This is a genomic window from Halalkalibacter oceani (assembly GCF_023715705.1).
Lineage (GTDB): Bacteria > Bacillota > Bacilli > Bacillales > Bacillaceae_D > Halalkalibacter > Halalkalibacter oceani_A.
Genome location: NZ_JAMBOS010000006.1, coordinates 41,905 through 55,813, shown reverse-complemented (window position 1 = coordinate 55,813; position 13,909 = coordinate 41,905). Strand labels below are relative to the sequence as shown.

Sequence of the window (13,909 nt, the reverse complement as noted above, 5' to 3'; positions counted from 1 at the left end):
TTTCGTTACCTCGATTCATTGGCTTTGCTTGGATCTTTTTGCTGGCCGTAGCGGATAATATTCGCTTCGACGTTCAGGTCAATATTCATCTCTTTCAATAAGCCATTTCTCCATTCAGGCGCCATTTGGTCCCATTGCTTCGGATACTTGCGATAAATTGCTTCACCGAAACCAAAAATATCGGTTTCCCACTGCTTTTGCGCTACGTTTAACACACTAGTTACATCCTGTCTAATCGCTTTTTCCAGTTTCCTATTCAGCAATTCAATTTGGTCAGTGTCAACATTGAAATCCAAACAGGAAATTTCTTTAAGCTGCGCGTTAACCTGAATGTTGAGGGTCATGTTTAGTTGCTGAGCGCTAATTTCCGGTATCAATTGAGATTGACTGTTCTGCAACAATAAACCGATTGCGCCCGGACCGTTTTTGCCACAATCTAGGACGAGGACATCATTACTAAGCTCTCCTTGAATGGACAAAAGCCCACGCGTTTGCCTTTCATCAAGGAAGCCTACCAGCTCTCCTCCTTTAAAGGCCGCTGTTCCATACAGGCTGAGGGTTTCCATATTTTCTTGTTCATTTTCTTCCGTGTTCGCCTGTTCCTCTGCCCCTGGTTCATTTTGATTTTCCGAACCCATGTCTTCACTGCGCACCTCTACTCTCAGCTGTTCTGCCGGTATCACGACACCGGTAACCGGGTCAATCGTATTGCTGGAAACATGCTTTCTAAATTGCATCAGATCATGGATAACCTGTGTGCTGGCAAACTCATTAATGTTCACCAAGTCATTGATTTCTGAGCCAAGCGTTGAATTAAATTGAGGGCGCAGCTTCAGCAAATCAGCCGCCTGTCCTTTCGTCACAAGCATATTGATATTCGGGCGAAAATCATTTTCTCTTTTAAAGAAATCAAGGGAAGTCTCCATGTGATTTCGGGCGGCTCTTTCGCCGAATATCACTGTCGATACATGACCAAAATAGGCCTCTTCTGACACAGCACTTGCCAGCTTGCCGATCGCTTCAAACATATCCTTTCCTGTCGACGTGTGAATGAGAAATTTGTTTTTATGCTGACCACCGGCTCCACCGACAAAGGTGTCAGAGAACAGGGACTCTGCTTTAATAAATAAAGCTGAAACTTCAAGGTCGCCAGCTTCGTTTTCATCTACGCCGAGAACGCTAATAATCGCCAGATCATTAATTTCCCTGTTACTCCAACAGCCGGCAAGACAAATGGTAGCCAGCAGAATCAGCACACCGATGTGTAATGAAGCTTTATTTTTCCTCATCCCGATCCCCCTTTTGTTCTTTTCGTGCAGGATCGCCACTATTTTCTTGCCGGTAGATACGATCAATATCAAATCTGGCAGACTCCATATTCACCGCCCACCTCGGCGCCCGTATAAACACGTCTTTCCAGCCTGCTCGGGTCGCAGGGGAAATCGGCGCAAAATATGGAACGCCAAACGAGCGCAAACTCACCAAATGAGTTAACAGAAACAAAAGCCCGACCAGAAGTCCCATAAAACCAAACACTCCCGTTAAGATGAGGATGATAAACCCGCTAAAGCGGATAATTTGATGAAATTCATAATCCGGTAAAATAAAGGAAACGAGCGCCGCGAGCGAGATAAAAATCATCGTTACGGCTCCAATCAACCCGCCTTGTACAGCGATTTGCCCGATCAGCAGCAGCCCTAAAATTGTAACGGTCGAGCCCCCAAGCGTCTTCGGCATTCTAAAGCCCGCTTCGCGGATCACTTCGAACGTAATTAACATAAAAATCGCTTCAACCAATACAGGATACGGTAAATCTTCGCGACTGGCAGCAATCCGAATTAAGAAAGGCGTCTGGATCAGATCCTGGTGATACATCGTCAGACCGATATAAAACGACGGAAGAATCAAGGCGACCAGCAGCCCGAAAAAACGTACCCAGCGGATCGCAGATGATAGGAATGAGTTCTCAAAGTAATCCTCGCTGGATTTGAAAAAGTCAAAGAACACCGCAGGAACGGTCAGGACGAAAGGTGTACCGTCGATCAGAATGGCAATTTTCCCATCCAGCAATGCTCCGCAGACCCGGTCAGGACGCTCCGTTGTCACTACTGTCGGAAAAGGCGACTTGGGCGCATCATTAATCATCGTCGCTACAGATTGACTGTCCAAAATGCCATCAATTTTGATTTGCGCCAAGCGCTCGAGCACTTCTTGCACCATCTCGTCATTCGCCACGCCTTTCACATAGGCGACACTAACTTGTGTATTCGTTTTCGTACCGAGCGTCATGTGCTGAATCTTTAATGCCGGGTTTCGTATTCTTTTGCGGATTAACATCACATTTGTCTGGATGTTTTCGATAAAGCCTTCCTTTGGCCCCTTGATGGTTTGCTCCGTGCTCGGCTCAGTAATGTTTCTGCCTGCCGTATTGGATGGAAAGATAAAAGCATGTTTTTCCTGATCGATTAAAAGGATGGCTTGCCCGGCCAGCAGTTGTTTCATAACGGAATCCAGATCGTTTACTTCCTCAACATTGTTGATCGATAACCGATTGCGGATAAATGTCGGCAGGTCTTCCTCATTATGGTTAACCCTCAATAGTCCTTGTTCCATTTCGAACAAAGTTTGGCTATTTATCATATCAGCAAAATAAATAAAACAGAGCTTTTTCGTTTCAATTTCCGCAAAATGATAAACAAGATCATCACATTCTTCAAATGTGTTTTTTATGAATGCCACATTTTCATGTAAGGATGCGGATAGAAGTTCGGAATGCGTTTCCCTGTTTTTAACATGCTCTAACATTTCTTTACACCACCTTTAACGTTAACTTTCCATTAAAAGTGGTATTTATACGAAAAAAAACGCCTCAGACTTCCACCCAACACTCAAAGTCGGCGCCCCTTCTCAAATCAACCATAGACCAAGGATCGCCCTCCCCATATTCGTAATGGCTCCAGGCTCCCAGATGACGTAAAGCAAAAAATAAACAGTGATCCCTGTGACAGCTGAAATAAACCAAATAACAGCCGCCCACCGGCCAAGCCTTTTATGCTTTTTGAATTGCTGCTTCCTCGCATAGCTGATCGTCACTACTCCAAATGTGACACCGATGACAGCGAGCGATATGTGAAAAAGGAGGAACGTGATGTAATAGGGCTTCAAGTTGGCCGGCCCACCAAAGGAAGTATTTCCAATCATGATTGTTCTCGTGATATAAATCGTAAAAAACAACACCGCAAACACAGCTGCGACTACCATCGTTTTTTCGTGGGCTTCTTTTCTTCCCTTGACGATTAAGTACCACCCACGCGCCACAAAAAGCGCACTCATTACAATACAAAACGTACTAAGCAATGGTAAAAATGATGTCATCTGTCGTCGCCTCCCTTCTATTCCTTCATTGAGGATTGAAGCGTCCCGTTTTCCGCTCCGCCGAATTGAACCAGCACCGTCCCGCCAATTCGGCACGATGCTGAGAATGCTTCTCCTATTTTAAGATGATCTTATAAACATTCCGGTCGTTTAAAGGCTGCACCGCACGGTAATATTCCGGAAAGATCTCGGCGAACATAGCGAATTGTTCTTCTGTTACACCGATCGGTTCGGTGAGCACGACCCATTTGACACCTTCAGTACAAGGCGGGGTTGTAAGCGAGCCGTCATAATAAAAGCCTTCTTTGTTTGGCGGAAGGAGCTGATGCAAGTCAATCTCCCTCATTTCCGTCATATTAACAGGGAGATGCTCCGGCGAGAGCTTGGCCAGTTCTGCGCTTGCTTCTCCTTTTTCCAGAAAAACCCCCAGCACGGCAAGCTGTCCGGCTGCATTTTCATGGACGAAATGAAGCTCCATATCAAATTGCTCTCCCTCGACTTCGTGTTCGGAGGGAATATGGAAATGAAGCTGAACCAGATGATAGCTCTCTCCGGCGATTTCCATCCTATTTTCTGATGAAACTGCAAGGGCTCGAATCGTATGGCCCGTGTTTTCAATTGTAAAAAGGCTTGGTTCATAAAGGACCGACACCTCTTCCTCATCCGCAATCGCCAGTGCTTCTTCCAGATTAATCGGCGATTGTTCCTCACCCTCGGCACATGCTCCAAAGGTGAAATCGAGTTCCCATCCATGTTCCGGTTCATCTTCATTTTGCAGCTGCCTTTCCTGATAACCGAAAACGGTTGAAGAAAATCCCGTTATGATGATACTGATCGCGGCAAGTGCACATGCTTGTCTCCATAAATGATGTTTCACGGCTTTCCTTCCCTTGCTCCAGACTGAAAAATGTAAAGCTACTCCTCTTATCCTTACCAATAAAAAAAGGAAAAACCCGCTTCTTTCCTGATTTTTTCATTTCTTTCCTCTTTTGCCCTCTAATCCTTCAGTTTAATTCTTATTAATAATCATTCTTACTAGGCTTATTAACCAATTATCTAATGATAATAATTATCATGTTAAAATAAATAAAATTTATGTTATAATGCTTTATAAGCTTTTAAACGTCCAATATCAAGCTATAAAGAATGATTTTTATTCTCAATTAAAATTTGTTTATTCACCTAATTGAGAATAACGGAAGGAGAGAATATGATGCTTGCAGACACACAACAGCCAACAAAACCATTCAAATTATGGAGTCAATTTCAAACACATTGGGAGCTGATCTTTGCACTTCTGGCCGGGGTCTTTATTTTAATCGGATGGCTTCTTTCACACTATGGTCATTCCGGACTTTCTGTGCTTGCTTATATACTTGCCTTTGGGATTGGTGGTTTTGCGAAAGCGAAGGAAGGGATCGTTGATACGCTCGAACATCGAAAATTAAACGTGGAAATGTTGATGGTAATCGCCGCGGTTGGCTCAGCGTTGATCGGCTATTGGGTAGAGGGCGCGATCTTAATTTTAATTTTTTCATTAAGCGGAGCATTAGAAACGTACACGATGAACAAAAGCAAGAAAGAAATATCGTCTTTAATGAGCTTACAGCCGGAGAAAGCGGTGCGCTACGAGGACGGGATGGAAACAAGCATCCCCATCGACTCTCTGCGCGTCAACGATGTCATTATTATTAGAGCCGGCGAACGGGTTCCCGCTGACGGCGAGCTGATTGACGGAGAGACAACCTTTGATGAAGCTGCGATCACAGGGGAAGCCATTCCGGTGTTAAAATCTACAGGCGATGACGTTTTCGCTGGCACGGTCAATATACGAGGAACGATTCTCGTCAAGGTAACGAAGCCTTTGAGCGAAACACTGTTTCAGCGCATTATTCATATGGTGCAAACGGCTCAGAGCGAAAAATCGCCTTCCCAGCTTTCTATCGAGCGGATGGAAGGCACCTACGTAAAAGTTGTCTTGCTCGTCGTCGCGCTCATGATGGTTTTACCGCATTACGTGCTTGGCTGGAGCTGGACAGAGACCATTTACCGGGCGATGATTTTATTGGTAGTTGCCTCACCCTGCGCCCTCGTCGCTTCCATTATGCCGGCGACATTGTCAGCCATTTCAAGCAGCGCCAAACGCGGAATTTTGTTTAAAGGCGGCGTTCATATCGAAAATCTCGGTCATCTTAAAGCGGTCGCCTTTGATAAAACCGGAACGTTAACGAACGGTACTCCGGAAGTAACCGATGTCGTGATCCGTGATGACCTGCAGCGGGACTCCTTTTTCTTTCATGTCGCTTCTCTTGAAACATATTCGAACCACCCGCTTGCGCAGGCGATTGTCGCCTACAGCGAGCCTCAATTAGCAGATCGGATAACGAAGCCGGAGCAAATGGAAGACATTTCGGGCTACGGCGTCCAGGGACTGTTCGCTGACGGACAGTGGAAAGCCGGAAGCGCCGCCTTTGTCGGCGAACAGGAAGCAGCGTCATTTCAGCATAACGTGGCAGAGCGCCTGGCGGCCGAAGGGAAAACCGTCGTCTTTATCAAAGATGACAAGGGAATTGCCGGCGTGATCGCTTTAAAGGATACCATTCGTCCTGAAGCTGTCGCGGCCATTGAGGCGTTGCGAAAAGAAGGGATTACGCCGGTGATGCTGACGGGAGACAGCGAACAGACCGCGAAAGCGATCGCCGCTGAAAGCGGATTGACTCATTATGAAGCAGCCTGTCTGCCGGAAAAGAAGGTAAGCCATATTAAAGAGCTGCAGCAGCAATTCGGCACGGTGGCAATGGTTGGAGACGGCATTAATGACGCCCCCGCTCTGGCGACAGCCAATGTCGGTGTCGCGATGGGAGACGGCACCGATGTCGCCCTTGAAACCGCCGATGTCGTCTTAATGAAAAATGATTTGCCGCGCTTGGCCGAAGCGGTGAAACGCTCGAAGAAAATGAACCGGATTATTAAACAGAACATTGTCTTTTCATTAAGTGTCGTCGCGCTGTTAATCGCCTCGAATTTCATGCAAGTATTAGATTTGCCACTCGGCGTCATCGGCCATGAGGGCAGCACGATTCTTGTGATTTTAAATGGATTGCGGCTGTTAAAATGGTAAAAGAAAACAGCAGGAGCGCTCTCAACATAGCTTGAGACCGCTCCTTTTTCACTCGCTGTCCTATCCTGACAACTCACCTGTTTTCCAGTCAAATTAATCGCATGTAGTTGTCAAGCGCTAAACTTCTAAGACTGCTCTCTTGCCGCTTTCATTGCGGCTGTTTCTTCTTCATTCGGTCCATACACGCCCGGTGCTACCAGCCCCGCCTGGCGCATCAGGATCGTAAGCTGACCGCGATGATGAATCTGGTGACGGACAAGCTTGTCAAGCACACCAGCATACGTAGTATCAATGAAACCAAACAGCTTCACTTCCTCAACGAGCTTGTTGTCCTGTCCTGCCCATTTTTTAGTAAATTCGGCAATCGCTGATTCGTTCGTCCTGCTATAAGCGTTGACGATAGCCGCTGCGGAGCTTTCTTCAACTGCCGGGATTTCCTGTTCCAGGCCAAGTTGGTTAAAAAACACACTGACGCTCTGGACGATATGCCAGGCGATCTCGCCAAGTGTACGCGGCTGTGCCTCAGACACTGCCTGGCTTAACGAGGCGTCTGTTAGCCTGTCCAGCACCTGTATTGTCAGATCAGCTTCTTCTTTCCAATCATTCAAAAATGCTTCGACCGTTGCATACATGTTCTTCACTCTCCCTTATTTTTCTTTCAATTAATCGTTATAGTTTTACTAAGAAGCTACATTCTTTATTATACATTCAATTTTCCATCCGGGAAAACTCATTAGAATGCTGCAAAATCTACAGTATCCGTAAAGATCATTCCAAAATAGCTGTACCTGATATGAACGGTTTTTACTTCTTCATGATGAATCACACTAACCCCATAGATTTCATCTATAGCAGAAGAAAGAGAAGCTGCTCTTTTTATTGCTGTCTCGTTCACATCCGTAAAGCGATACTCATCCGCATCTTCACCAGTAAAATCATCGGTTATGATGAAGCCGTGCGAAGCATTGCTGACTTGCAAGCCTGTTTTTAAAGGCTTTTCCTCATGATTTACCAATACCTCTACTATTTCCACGTCACGAAAGCCGTTATTGGCAATACCAACAACTACTGAAGTAGTGTCGCCGCTCGCAGCAAGTGTTCCCGTCTCTATTGGAGGATTTAGCTGCAAGAAGCCATACGCACCGCCGATCATTGTTACTAAAAACAGAGCGAAAAGCCAAACTCTTTTCTTCACATTCTCCCTCCTTTTCTTGCCGAACTCATCCTAACCTCTTTGTTACTTTTTCTTGTTCACAATATAGAACGTTCCCACACTATGGGCGACAAGGCTTTCCTTTTCATCGGTAATTTGACACTCTGCTACAACGGTTGTTTGTCCCTTATGTAAAAATTTCGTTTTCGCCCATACTTTGCTGCCTACACCTTTTTTGATAAAATTCATTTTCATTTCAAGTGTATAAACTTCCTGATCTTCCTTCAGTTCATTCACGATGTTCATTCCAATACTTATATCGGCTAGCGTATAAAGCGCCCCTCCCTGCGCCACGCCGTATGTATTTTCATTAAACTGACCCAGTTCCATAAATAACTCTCCATCATCTCCCCAATCAATTCCTAAAAATCTGGCAAAATAATGGAGCCTTGCTCTCTTATCGTCTTTTGCGTCAAAGGGAAGCTTGTAGAGCTGGACGACTCTCTCAATTTCTTTTACTTGTTCAGCTGACAATCCTTTAAGATCATTCATGATTTTATCTAGCATCAATCGAACACCCCATTCTAAAATTTCAGACATCTCCGTCATCTTATTATAACTTAAGAATCATTGCCATCGATAAAAGCTCTAAAATCAATTCAACATTATTTATACCTAACTATGTTTAGTATGAGAAACATAAAAATACCTGCCGATTATCAGCAGGTTTGAGTACATTTTCAGAATTATATTTTGCTCTTTTCTATCAGTTGAGTAAGCTCATAGATAGCTTTGAAATATCCATAAGTCATTTCTTTTTTTGAAACATTGATAATATTTTAGCTTCTGTTGGGTGTTTAGGTCTGACTCTACCAGCTATCATGCCTTTACTCTTAGTCTCTTCTTGAAAGCTAGAGATCGCTTTTTTGTACTTCTTATTATTTTTTTTAACTCTCGTTTCTAAGTCTTTAAGTCTAATAGTAGTCAATTTCCCCCCACCCTTTCTTTTTCTCATATACATCACCTCTTAAGGAAATGTATATGGAGATTTACAGTATTATAACTATTCTACTTGATTCTTTCAATGAGATAAACAAATAAGGTAGATCATCATTTCTAACAATACTATTTAAGGGATAATTAAAGGTGTACCCATATATGAACTTTTACACTTGATTAGTAAAAATATAACCTATAAACATAACAGGAACACTTATTCGTAATATATATCCCCCTCAAATTTTTGATGGAGCTTTATTTCATACTTGTGTGCCATTCCCTTAGATACTCTCGCAAAACGCAAAGCTTAAAAGTTAAGCTTTGCTTAGCCATAATAAAACACCCCAAAAGGGAGATTTTTGGCTCTCTACCTTTTGGGGTGCCCTCAATTTTGGTCACTATCAATCATACTTTTACAAGGAACTCTTTCTTCCTTTTACCGATTATCAACTGTCTCCGGATACATGTCATGGTTCATCAGGCGGTGCTCGGCGATTTTTTCGTATTTTGTGCCGGGCTTGCCGTAGTTTGTATATGGGTCAATGGAAATCCCGCCGCGTGGCGTGAATTTGCCCCACACTTCGATATAGCGCGGGTCCATCAGCTCGACGAGGTCGTTGAGGATAATGTTCATGCAGTCCTCGTGGAAATCGCCGTGGTTTCGGAAGCTGAACAAATAAAGCTTCAGCGACTTGCTTTCGACCATTTTTTTATCGGGAATGTAGCTGATGTAAATCGTCGCGAAGTCCGGCTGATTTGTTTTCGGACAAAGCGAGGTGAACTCAGGGCAGTTGAATTTCACAAAATAATCGCGGTAGGCGTGTTTGTTTTCAAACGCTTCGAGCAGCTTTGGATTATATGAGAATTCATAGCTTGTTCCCTGGTTGCCTAATAGATTGACTCCTTCTAACTCCTGTTCACTTCGACCACTCATCTGTCGTTCCTCCTTGATTACACGCCGCGCTTGTTGCCCCAAAGCAGGGCATGGAGCTGCGGCAGTACTTTGACGTCATTCATTTTCTTTGATTCAATCGTGCGCTCAATCAGCCATTCAAATCTTGAGAGCAGCTTGGCGACCAGCGCCTCGTCATCGGTTGTCGTACTATCATCATTGCCGATCTGAAGAAAGAACGGCACCGCCGGGTAGCGCGTGTGGACGTGCTCGGCATAGGTGAAGTCAGCTTCATCAAAGACGACGACCTTTAAGCTGGCATTTGAGTTGGCGGCTGTCAGCTGTTCGATATAATGATCGAGCTTGGCAAAGTCCGTTTCCATCCCGGAGCTCGGCGGCTTCGGTGAAATCGTCACATCATCAATCGCCAGCATCCAGTCCTGCCAAATAGAGCCTTGCGTTTCGACGGCGACCTTCCAGCCGCGCTGATGACAAAGCTCAATTAGCTCGCCGATTCCTTTATGGAGGGCCGGATTCCCACCGGAGATCGTCACGTGGGAAAAGCGCTCTCCCCCGATCTTCTCCAATTCAGCGACAATCGCTTTCGCCTCCATCAGCGTGCTGCGCGCGCTGCCATCCCATGTAAAGCTCGAATCACACCACGAGCAGGAATAATCACAGCCACCTGTTCTGACAAACATCGTTTTTTGACCGATGACCATGCCTTCCCCTTGAATCGTCGGACCGAATAGTTCCATTACCGGAATTTTCATTGCAATTCCTCCGCTTTCGGCCGGTAGACGACATAGCTCGTCGGTGTTTCTCGCACGACGACCTGCAGGCAGTTCGGCTTGTTCGGCAGCGTCACAAGCTCCTGCTGGACCGCCTTCCAAATTTGCTCGGCAACCCGTTCGGTGGTTGGCGCGACCGCTTCATACTCTTCGTGGTCGTTCAAGAGCGTATGGTCATAGCGTTTATGGACAATTTCCTTCAGCCGTTTAAAATTGACGAGAAAGCCAAGCTCGTCCAATGAATCCCCGGCAATGGTAAGATTGATAAAATACGTGTGCCCGTGCATCTCCTGGCACTGACCGGCCCGTTCATCGGGAATGAAATGCGCCGCGGCAAGATGCATATCTTTATTCAGCTCATAACGATACGAGTGAGGTACCTGCGGATAAAACTGCTGGATCATGCGCTCTCACCTCCGCTCTTGTCAGCGAGGTAGCTTTCCAGTCCCTGGCGACGCAGCCTGCAGGCCGGACATTCGCCGCAGCCATCGCCGCGGATTCCTTCATAGCAAGTGAGCGTTTTTTCTCTGACAAAGTCAAGCGCGCCAAGCTCATCGGCGAGCGCCCATGTTTCTTTTTTATTCAGCCACATTAACGGTGTATGGATGACAAACTGGGCATCCATCGCCAAGTTTAAGGTGACGTTCAATGATTTAATAAAACTGTCTCGACAGTCGGGGTAGCCGCTAAAATCGGTCTCACAGACGCCGGTGATCAGATGGCGTGCGCCGATCGCATCGGCATAAACGGCAGCAAACGATAAGAAAAGATGGTTTCTCCCCGGGACAAAGGTTGATGGCAGGCCGCCATTTTCCCCTTCCTTCACCTCAATATTGCTGCGGGTAAGCGCGTTAGCTGACAGCTGATTAATCAGCTTCATATCGAGCACATGGAACGACACACCAAGCTCCTCGGCAATTTCCCGTGCGCAATTGATCTCATCAGCATGGCGCTGCCCATAATCAAATGTGACGGTCGCCACTTCTTTAAATTGTTTTAACGCCCATAGTAAACAGGTCGTGCTATCTTGGCCGCCGCTGAACACGACGACTGCTTTTTCATCTTTCATCTCTCATTTCTCCTTTGAGAAAGAGCATCCGATAAACTCCAGTCATCGGATCAGTTCCGTTTTTCACGATAAATCAGGAACAAATCCGGACATAACAAGAAAACTGTACAAGGCACAGTTTCCAGCATAGTTTTTTATAGAGGGAGTTTGCGAACCTCTTGATTTCATTCAGCCTTAATCATAGCATAGATGACCCGCCCGCGGCTATCCTTTTGCCTTTCGTGAAATTTTTGGTAAAATCATCATGACAGATATGATACAGAAATGAGGAATCGATATGAGCAGCTTTCAGGAAAAGATTGAAAAGTACGCCGAGCTGGCTGTAAAAGTCGGCGTCAATATTCAGCCAGGTCAAACATTAGTCGTCCGTACGCCGCTGACAGCCGTTGAGCTTGTCCGCGCCGTCGCCAAAAAAGCCTATCAGGCCGGAGCAAAAAATGTTCACGTCGACTGGAGCGACGAAGCACTGATTAAAACGAAATACGAGCTCGCTCCTGACGACGCCTTTCATGAATACCCGGAATGGATCGCGAAAGGCTATGAAGAGCTTGCGGCGAACGGGGCAGCTTTTTTAAGCATTACCGGCTCTGATCCCGATCTGTTAAAGGATGTCGATCCAGAGCGTGTCGCCAACGCCAATAAAGCGAGCGGAAAAGCAATGGAGGGCTTTCGTTCCTACATTACCTCTGACAAAATCAGCTGGTCGATTGTCGGCGTTCCGTCTGAAGGCTGGGCGAAGAAGGTCTTCCCGGATGACACGACAGAGGAAGCAGTCAATAAGCTGTGGGAAGCGATTTTTGCGGCAACGCGAATTAACGAGCCGGATCCGGTTGAGGCCTGGCAAAAGCATCTCGCCACATTGGATGAGAAAATGCATGCCTTAAATGACAAGCACTACCACGCCCTTCACTATATGGCGGAAGGAACGGATCTCGTGATTGAGCTGCCGGAAACTCATATTTGGGTCAGCGGCGGCAGCATCAACAAAGAAGGCATTCCGTTCGTCGCCAACATGCCGACGGAGGAAGTGTTTACTTCAGCGAAAAAGACCGGCGTCAACGGCACGGTTTCAAGCACGAAGCCGTTAAATTACGGCGGCACCCTGATCAATAACTTTTCGCTAACATTTAAAGACGGAAAAGTGATCGACTTTAAAGCCGAGGAAGGCTATGAAACGTTAAAGCGGCTGCTCGATACGGACGAAGGTGCCCGTTACATCGGGGAAGTCGCGCTTGTGCCGCACCGCTCGCCGATTTCTGATACGAACATTATTTTTTACAACACGCTCTTTGATGAAAATGCCTCGAACCATCTCGCCTTAGGCAGCGCCTATGCTTTCTGCATCGAGGGTGGAAAGGACATGAACAAGGAAGAGCTGGAGAAAAACGGCTTAAACACAAGCCTGACTCATGTCGATTTCATGATCGGAGAAGCGGATATGAACATTGACGGCGTCTATGAGGACGGCCGACGCGAGCCGTTTTTCCGCAATGGAAACTGGGCATTTTAAAGGAGATCGGGTAAAAGACGGGCTTCCTTTTGCCATAATTGCGAAGTAGTGATTCTAACTCCTGCAAAGATGATTCGTAAACGACGACATTTCAAAAAAGCCCTCTCGCAAGATCAGCTTCAGCTTGCGGGAGGGCCTTTTCTTACTGCTCTCATCAGGAGAGCACGGCGGCTTTTTTCTCTGTTTTCGCTTTATTTGCTTTTCGTAAGTAGTAGAGGAAGGCAATTGACTTCATCAGCCCTTTGACATTTTTCCGTTCGGCAGCGTCGATTCCCGCTTTCGCCTGCTCACTCCGCTCAAACGTGTAAGCTGACACAGTCGACGTCAAATGATGGGCGGCTTTTCCCGCTTCTTCGACGATGTCAAATACCGGATCGAGCTTCGCGACTTTATGGTTGATATCGATCAACGTCTCATTTGTATTATATAAGACAAGCTTCGTCTCGCTTGTGACATCCTGCAATGTTTTCTCGGCCTGGGCGACAGTGGTCGCCGTCCGGTCAAGCGTGTTTGTCAGCTTGCGTAAAACCGGAATGAGAAATCCGACCAATACAGCAAATCCAAGAGCTATGATAAATACTCCAATCCCTAACCAATCCATCCAATCACCTCAATGTTTGTTGTTATCATTCACGATATTGTTCCACAACTTCCAGTAAATTAGCGATAGATTCTCCGATAACCGGCAAAGAAATCATCTGGCTTAACAAAAAAACAAGCAGGGCAATAAACAGGGCGGTGCCGATCGTCAGTCCGACGCCGCGGGAGATGCCGGCAAGCAAATTGACCTTAATCACCTCTTTTTTGTTCGTGAAGTGATAGGCCATATCCTTCAGGCGGCCGTTCGTGGTCATCTCTTCCAGCTTATCTAACAGCTTCTCAAAGCGCTCATTTTCCTCGGCCCGTTTCTCATCCTTTCGATGCTTCGGTGGGAGCTTCCGTTTCTCCTGCTCGGCAGTCAGAGGCATGTGACCACTCCTTTCTTACTTGAGTCGCATA

16 protein-coding genes and 1 riboswitch are annotated in these 13,909 nt (G+C 46.1%); of the genes, 2 read left to right on the top strand and 14 right to left on the bottom strand.

The genetic code is table 11. The annotated features are described in order from the left end of the window. Positions 1-5: 5 nt before the first annotated feature. The 4 genes from M3212_RS08070 to M3212_RS08055 form a co-directional block, all read right to left on the bottom strand. Complete coding sequence (locus M3212_RS08070; RefSeq protein WP_251193453.1) at positions 6-1,289, bottom strand: Ger(x)C family spore germination protein; 1,284 nt, start codon at positions 1,287-1,289, stop codon at positions 6-8. Continuing rightward, positions 1,276-2,805: a spore germination protein gene (locus tag M3212_RS08065; protein ID WP_251193452.1), complete on the bottom strand. Its 1,530-nt coding sequence runs from the start codon at positions 2,803-2,805 to the stop codon at positions 1,276-1,278. Before M3212_RS08065 ends, M3212_RS08070 begins: the two co-directional genes overlap by 14 nt. A 102-nt stretch (positions 2,806-2,907) precedes the next feature. Next, positions 2,908-3,375 (bottom strand): DUF420 domain-containing protein, encoded by a 468-nt coding sequence (locus M3212_RS08060; protein ID WP_251193451.1) that lies wholly within the window; start codon positions 3,373-3,375, stop codon positions 2,908-2,910. 115 nt (positions 3,376-3,490) lie between these two features. After that, positions 3,491-4,252 (bottom strand): carbonic anhydrase, encoded by a 762-nt coding sequence (locus tag M3212_RS08055; RefSeq protein WP_251193450.1) that lies wholly within the window; start codon positions 4,250-4,252, stop codon positions 3,491-3,493. A gap of 336 nt (positions 4,253-4,588) precedes the next feature. On the opposite strand from M3212_RS08055, the gene M3212_RS08050 reads away from it, so the two are divergent. Next, positions 4,589-6,496 carry a heavy metal translocating P-type ATPase gene (locus M3212_RS08050; RefSeq protein ID WP_251193449.1) on the top strand — a complete coding sequence of 636 codons (1,908 nt, stop codon included), beginning with the start codon at positions 4,589-4,591 and terminating at the stop codon, positions 6,494-6,496. A 125-nt stretch (positions 6,497-6,621) separates the two neighbouring features. On the opposite strand, the gene M3212_RS08045 is transcribed toward M3212_RS08050, so the two are convergent. From M3212_RS08045 to queC, 8 genes are all read right to left on the bottom strand, one after another. Beyond that, positions 6,622-7,128, bottom strand: a complete 507-nt coding sequence (locus M3212_RS08045; protein ID WP_251193448.1) for a DinB family protein — start codon at positions 7,126-7,128, stop codon at positions 6,622-6,624. Positions 7,129-7,229: 101 nt separating this feature from the next. Beyond that, positions 7,230-7,691, bottom strand: coding sequence for a hypothetical protein (locus M3212_RS08040; protein ID WP_251193447.1), 462 nt, complete (start codon positions 7,689-7,691; stop codon positions 7,230-7,232). Between the two features lie 42 nt (positions 7,692-7,733). Next, on the bottom strand, positions 7,734-8,216 hold the full coding sequence (locus M3212_RS08035) for a PaaI family thioesterase (RefSeq protein WP_251193446.1): 483 nt from the start codon (positions 8,214-8,216) through the stop codon (positions 7,734-7,736). Positions 8,217-8,457: 241 nt separating this feature from the next. After that, positions 8,458-8,664, bottom strand: a complete 207-nt coding sequence (locus tag M3212_RS08030) for a hypothetical protein (protein WP_251193445.1) — start codon at positions 8,662-8,664, stop codon at positions 8,458-8,460. Positions 8,665-9,084: 420 nt separating this feature from the next. Next, positions 9,085-9,582, bottom strand: coding sequence for a preQ(1) synthase (gene queF / locus M3212_RS08025; RefSeq protein WP_251193444.1), 498 nt, complete (start codon positions 9,580-9,582; stop codon positions 9,085-9,087). Between the two features lie 17 nt (positions 9,583-9,599). After that, positions 9,600-10,313 (bottom strand): 7-carboxy-7-deazaguanine synthase QueE, encoded by a 714-nt coding sequence (gene queE / locus M3212_RS08020; RefSeq protein WP_251193443.1) that lies wholly within the window; start codon positions 10,311-10,313, stop codon positions 9,600-9,602. Beyond that, the gene (gene queD / locus M3212_RS08015; protein WP_251193442.1) at positions 10,310-10,735 is read right to left on the bottom strand and encodes a 6-carboxytetrahydropterin synthase QueD; all 426 of its coding nucleotides are present in this window, start codon (positions 10,733-10,735) and stop codon (positions 10,310-10,312) included. The genes queE and queD overlap by 4 nt, the downstream gene beginning before the upstream one ends. Further along, entirely contained in the window at positions 10,732-11,400 is a 669-nt protein-coding gene (queC, locus tag M3212_RS08010; protein ID WP_251193441.1) for a 7-cyano-7-deazaguanine synthase QueC, read from the bottom strand. The genes queD and queC overlap by 4 nt, the downstream gene beginning before the upstream one ends. A 120-nt stretch (positions 11,401-11,520) precedes the next feature. Continuing rightward, positions 11,521-11,564: riboswitch (PreQ1 riboswitch) on the bottom strand. Between the two features lie 113 nt (positions 11,565-11,677). Between queC and M3212_RS08005 the strand changes: the two genes are divergently transcribed. Continuing rightward, positions 11,678-12,910, top strand: a complete 1,233-nt coding sequence (locus M3212_RS08005) for an aminopeptidase (RefSeq protein ID WP_251193440.1) — start codon at positions 11,678-11,680, stop codon at positions 12,908-12,910. A gap of 154 nt (positions 12,911-13,064) precedes the next feature. Here the strand turns inward: M3212_RS08005 and M3212_RS08000 are convergent, their stop codons facing one another. Both M3212_RS08000 and M3212_RS07995 read right to left on the bottom strand, forming a co-directional pair. Beyond that, a complete protein-coding gene (locus tag M3212_RS08000; protein ID WP_251193439.1) occupies positions 13,065-13,511 on the bottom strand; it encodes a DUF948 domain-containing protein in 447 nt (148 codons plus the stop codon). 25 nt (positions 13,512-13,536) lie between these two features. Next, complete coding sequence (locus M3212_RS07995) at positions 13,537-13,878, bottom strand: DUF5665 domain-containing protein (protein ID WP_251193438.1); 342 nt, start codon at positions 13,876-13,878, stop codon at positions 13,537-13,539. Positions 13,879-13,909: the final 31 nt, after the last annotated feature.

Coding starts and splice junctions, on each gene's coding strand:
- M3212_RS08070 (WP_251193453.1), bottom strand. CDS start 1,289: ATGAGGAAAAATAAAGCTTCATTACACATCGGTGTGCTGATTCTGCTG.
- M3212_RS08065 (WP_251193452.1), bottom strand. CDS start 2,805: ATGTTAGAGCATGTTAAAAACAGGGAAACGCATTCCGAACTTCTATCC.
- M3212_RS08060 (WP_251193451.1), bottom strand. CDS start 3,375: ATGACATCATTTTTACCATTGCTTAGTACGTTTTGTATTGTAATGAGT.
- M3212_RS08050 (WP_251193449.1), top strand. CDS start 4,589: ATGCTTGCAGACACACAACAGCCAACAAAACCATTCAAATTATGGAGT.
- M3212_RS08045 (WP_251193448.1), bottom strand. CDS start 7,128: ATGTATGCAACGGTCGAAGCATTTTTGAATGATTGGAAAGAAGAAGCT.
- M3212_RS08035 (WP_251193446.1), bottom strand. CDS start 8,216: ATGCTAGATAAAATCATGAATGATCTTAAAGGATTGTCAGCTGAACAA.
- M3212_RS08030 (WP_251193445.1), bottom strand. CDS start 8,664: ATGAGAAAAAGAAAGGGTGGGGGGAAATTGACTACTATTAGACTTAAA.
- queF (WP_251193444.1), bottom strand. CDS start 9,582: ATGAGTGGTCGAAGTGAACAGGAGTTAGAAGGAGTCAATCTATTAGGC.
- queE (WP_251193443.1), bottom strand. CDS start 10,313: ATGAAAATTCCGGTAATGGAACTATTCGGTCCGACGATTCAAGGGGAA.
- queD (WP_251193442.1), bottom strand. CDS start 10,735: ATGATCCAGCAGTTTTATCCGCAGGTACCTCACTCGTATCGTTATGAG.
- queC (WP_251193441.1), bottom strand. CDS start 11,400: ATGAAAGATGAAAAAGCAGTCGTCGTGTTCAGCGGCGGCCAAGATAGC.
- M3212_RS08005 (WP_251193440.1), top strand. CDS start 11,678: ATGAGCAGCTTTCAGGAAAAGATTGAAAAGTACGCCGAGCTGGCTGTA.
- M3212_RS08000 (WP_251193439.1), bottom strand. CDS start 13,511: ATGGATTGGTTAGGGATTGGAGTATTTATCATAGCTCTTGGATTTGCT.
- M3212_RS07995 (WP_251193438.1), bottom strand. CDS start 13,878: ATGCCTCTGACTGCCGAGCAGGAGAAACGGAAGCTCCCACCGAAGCAT.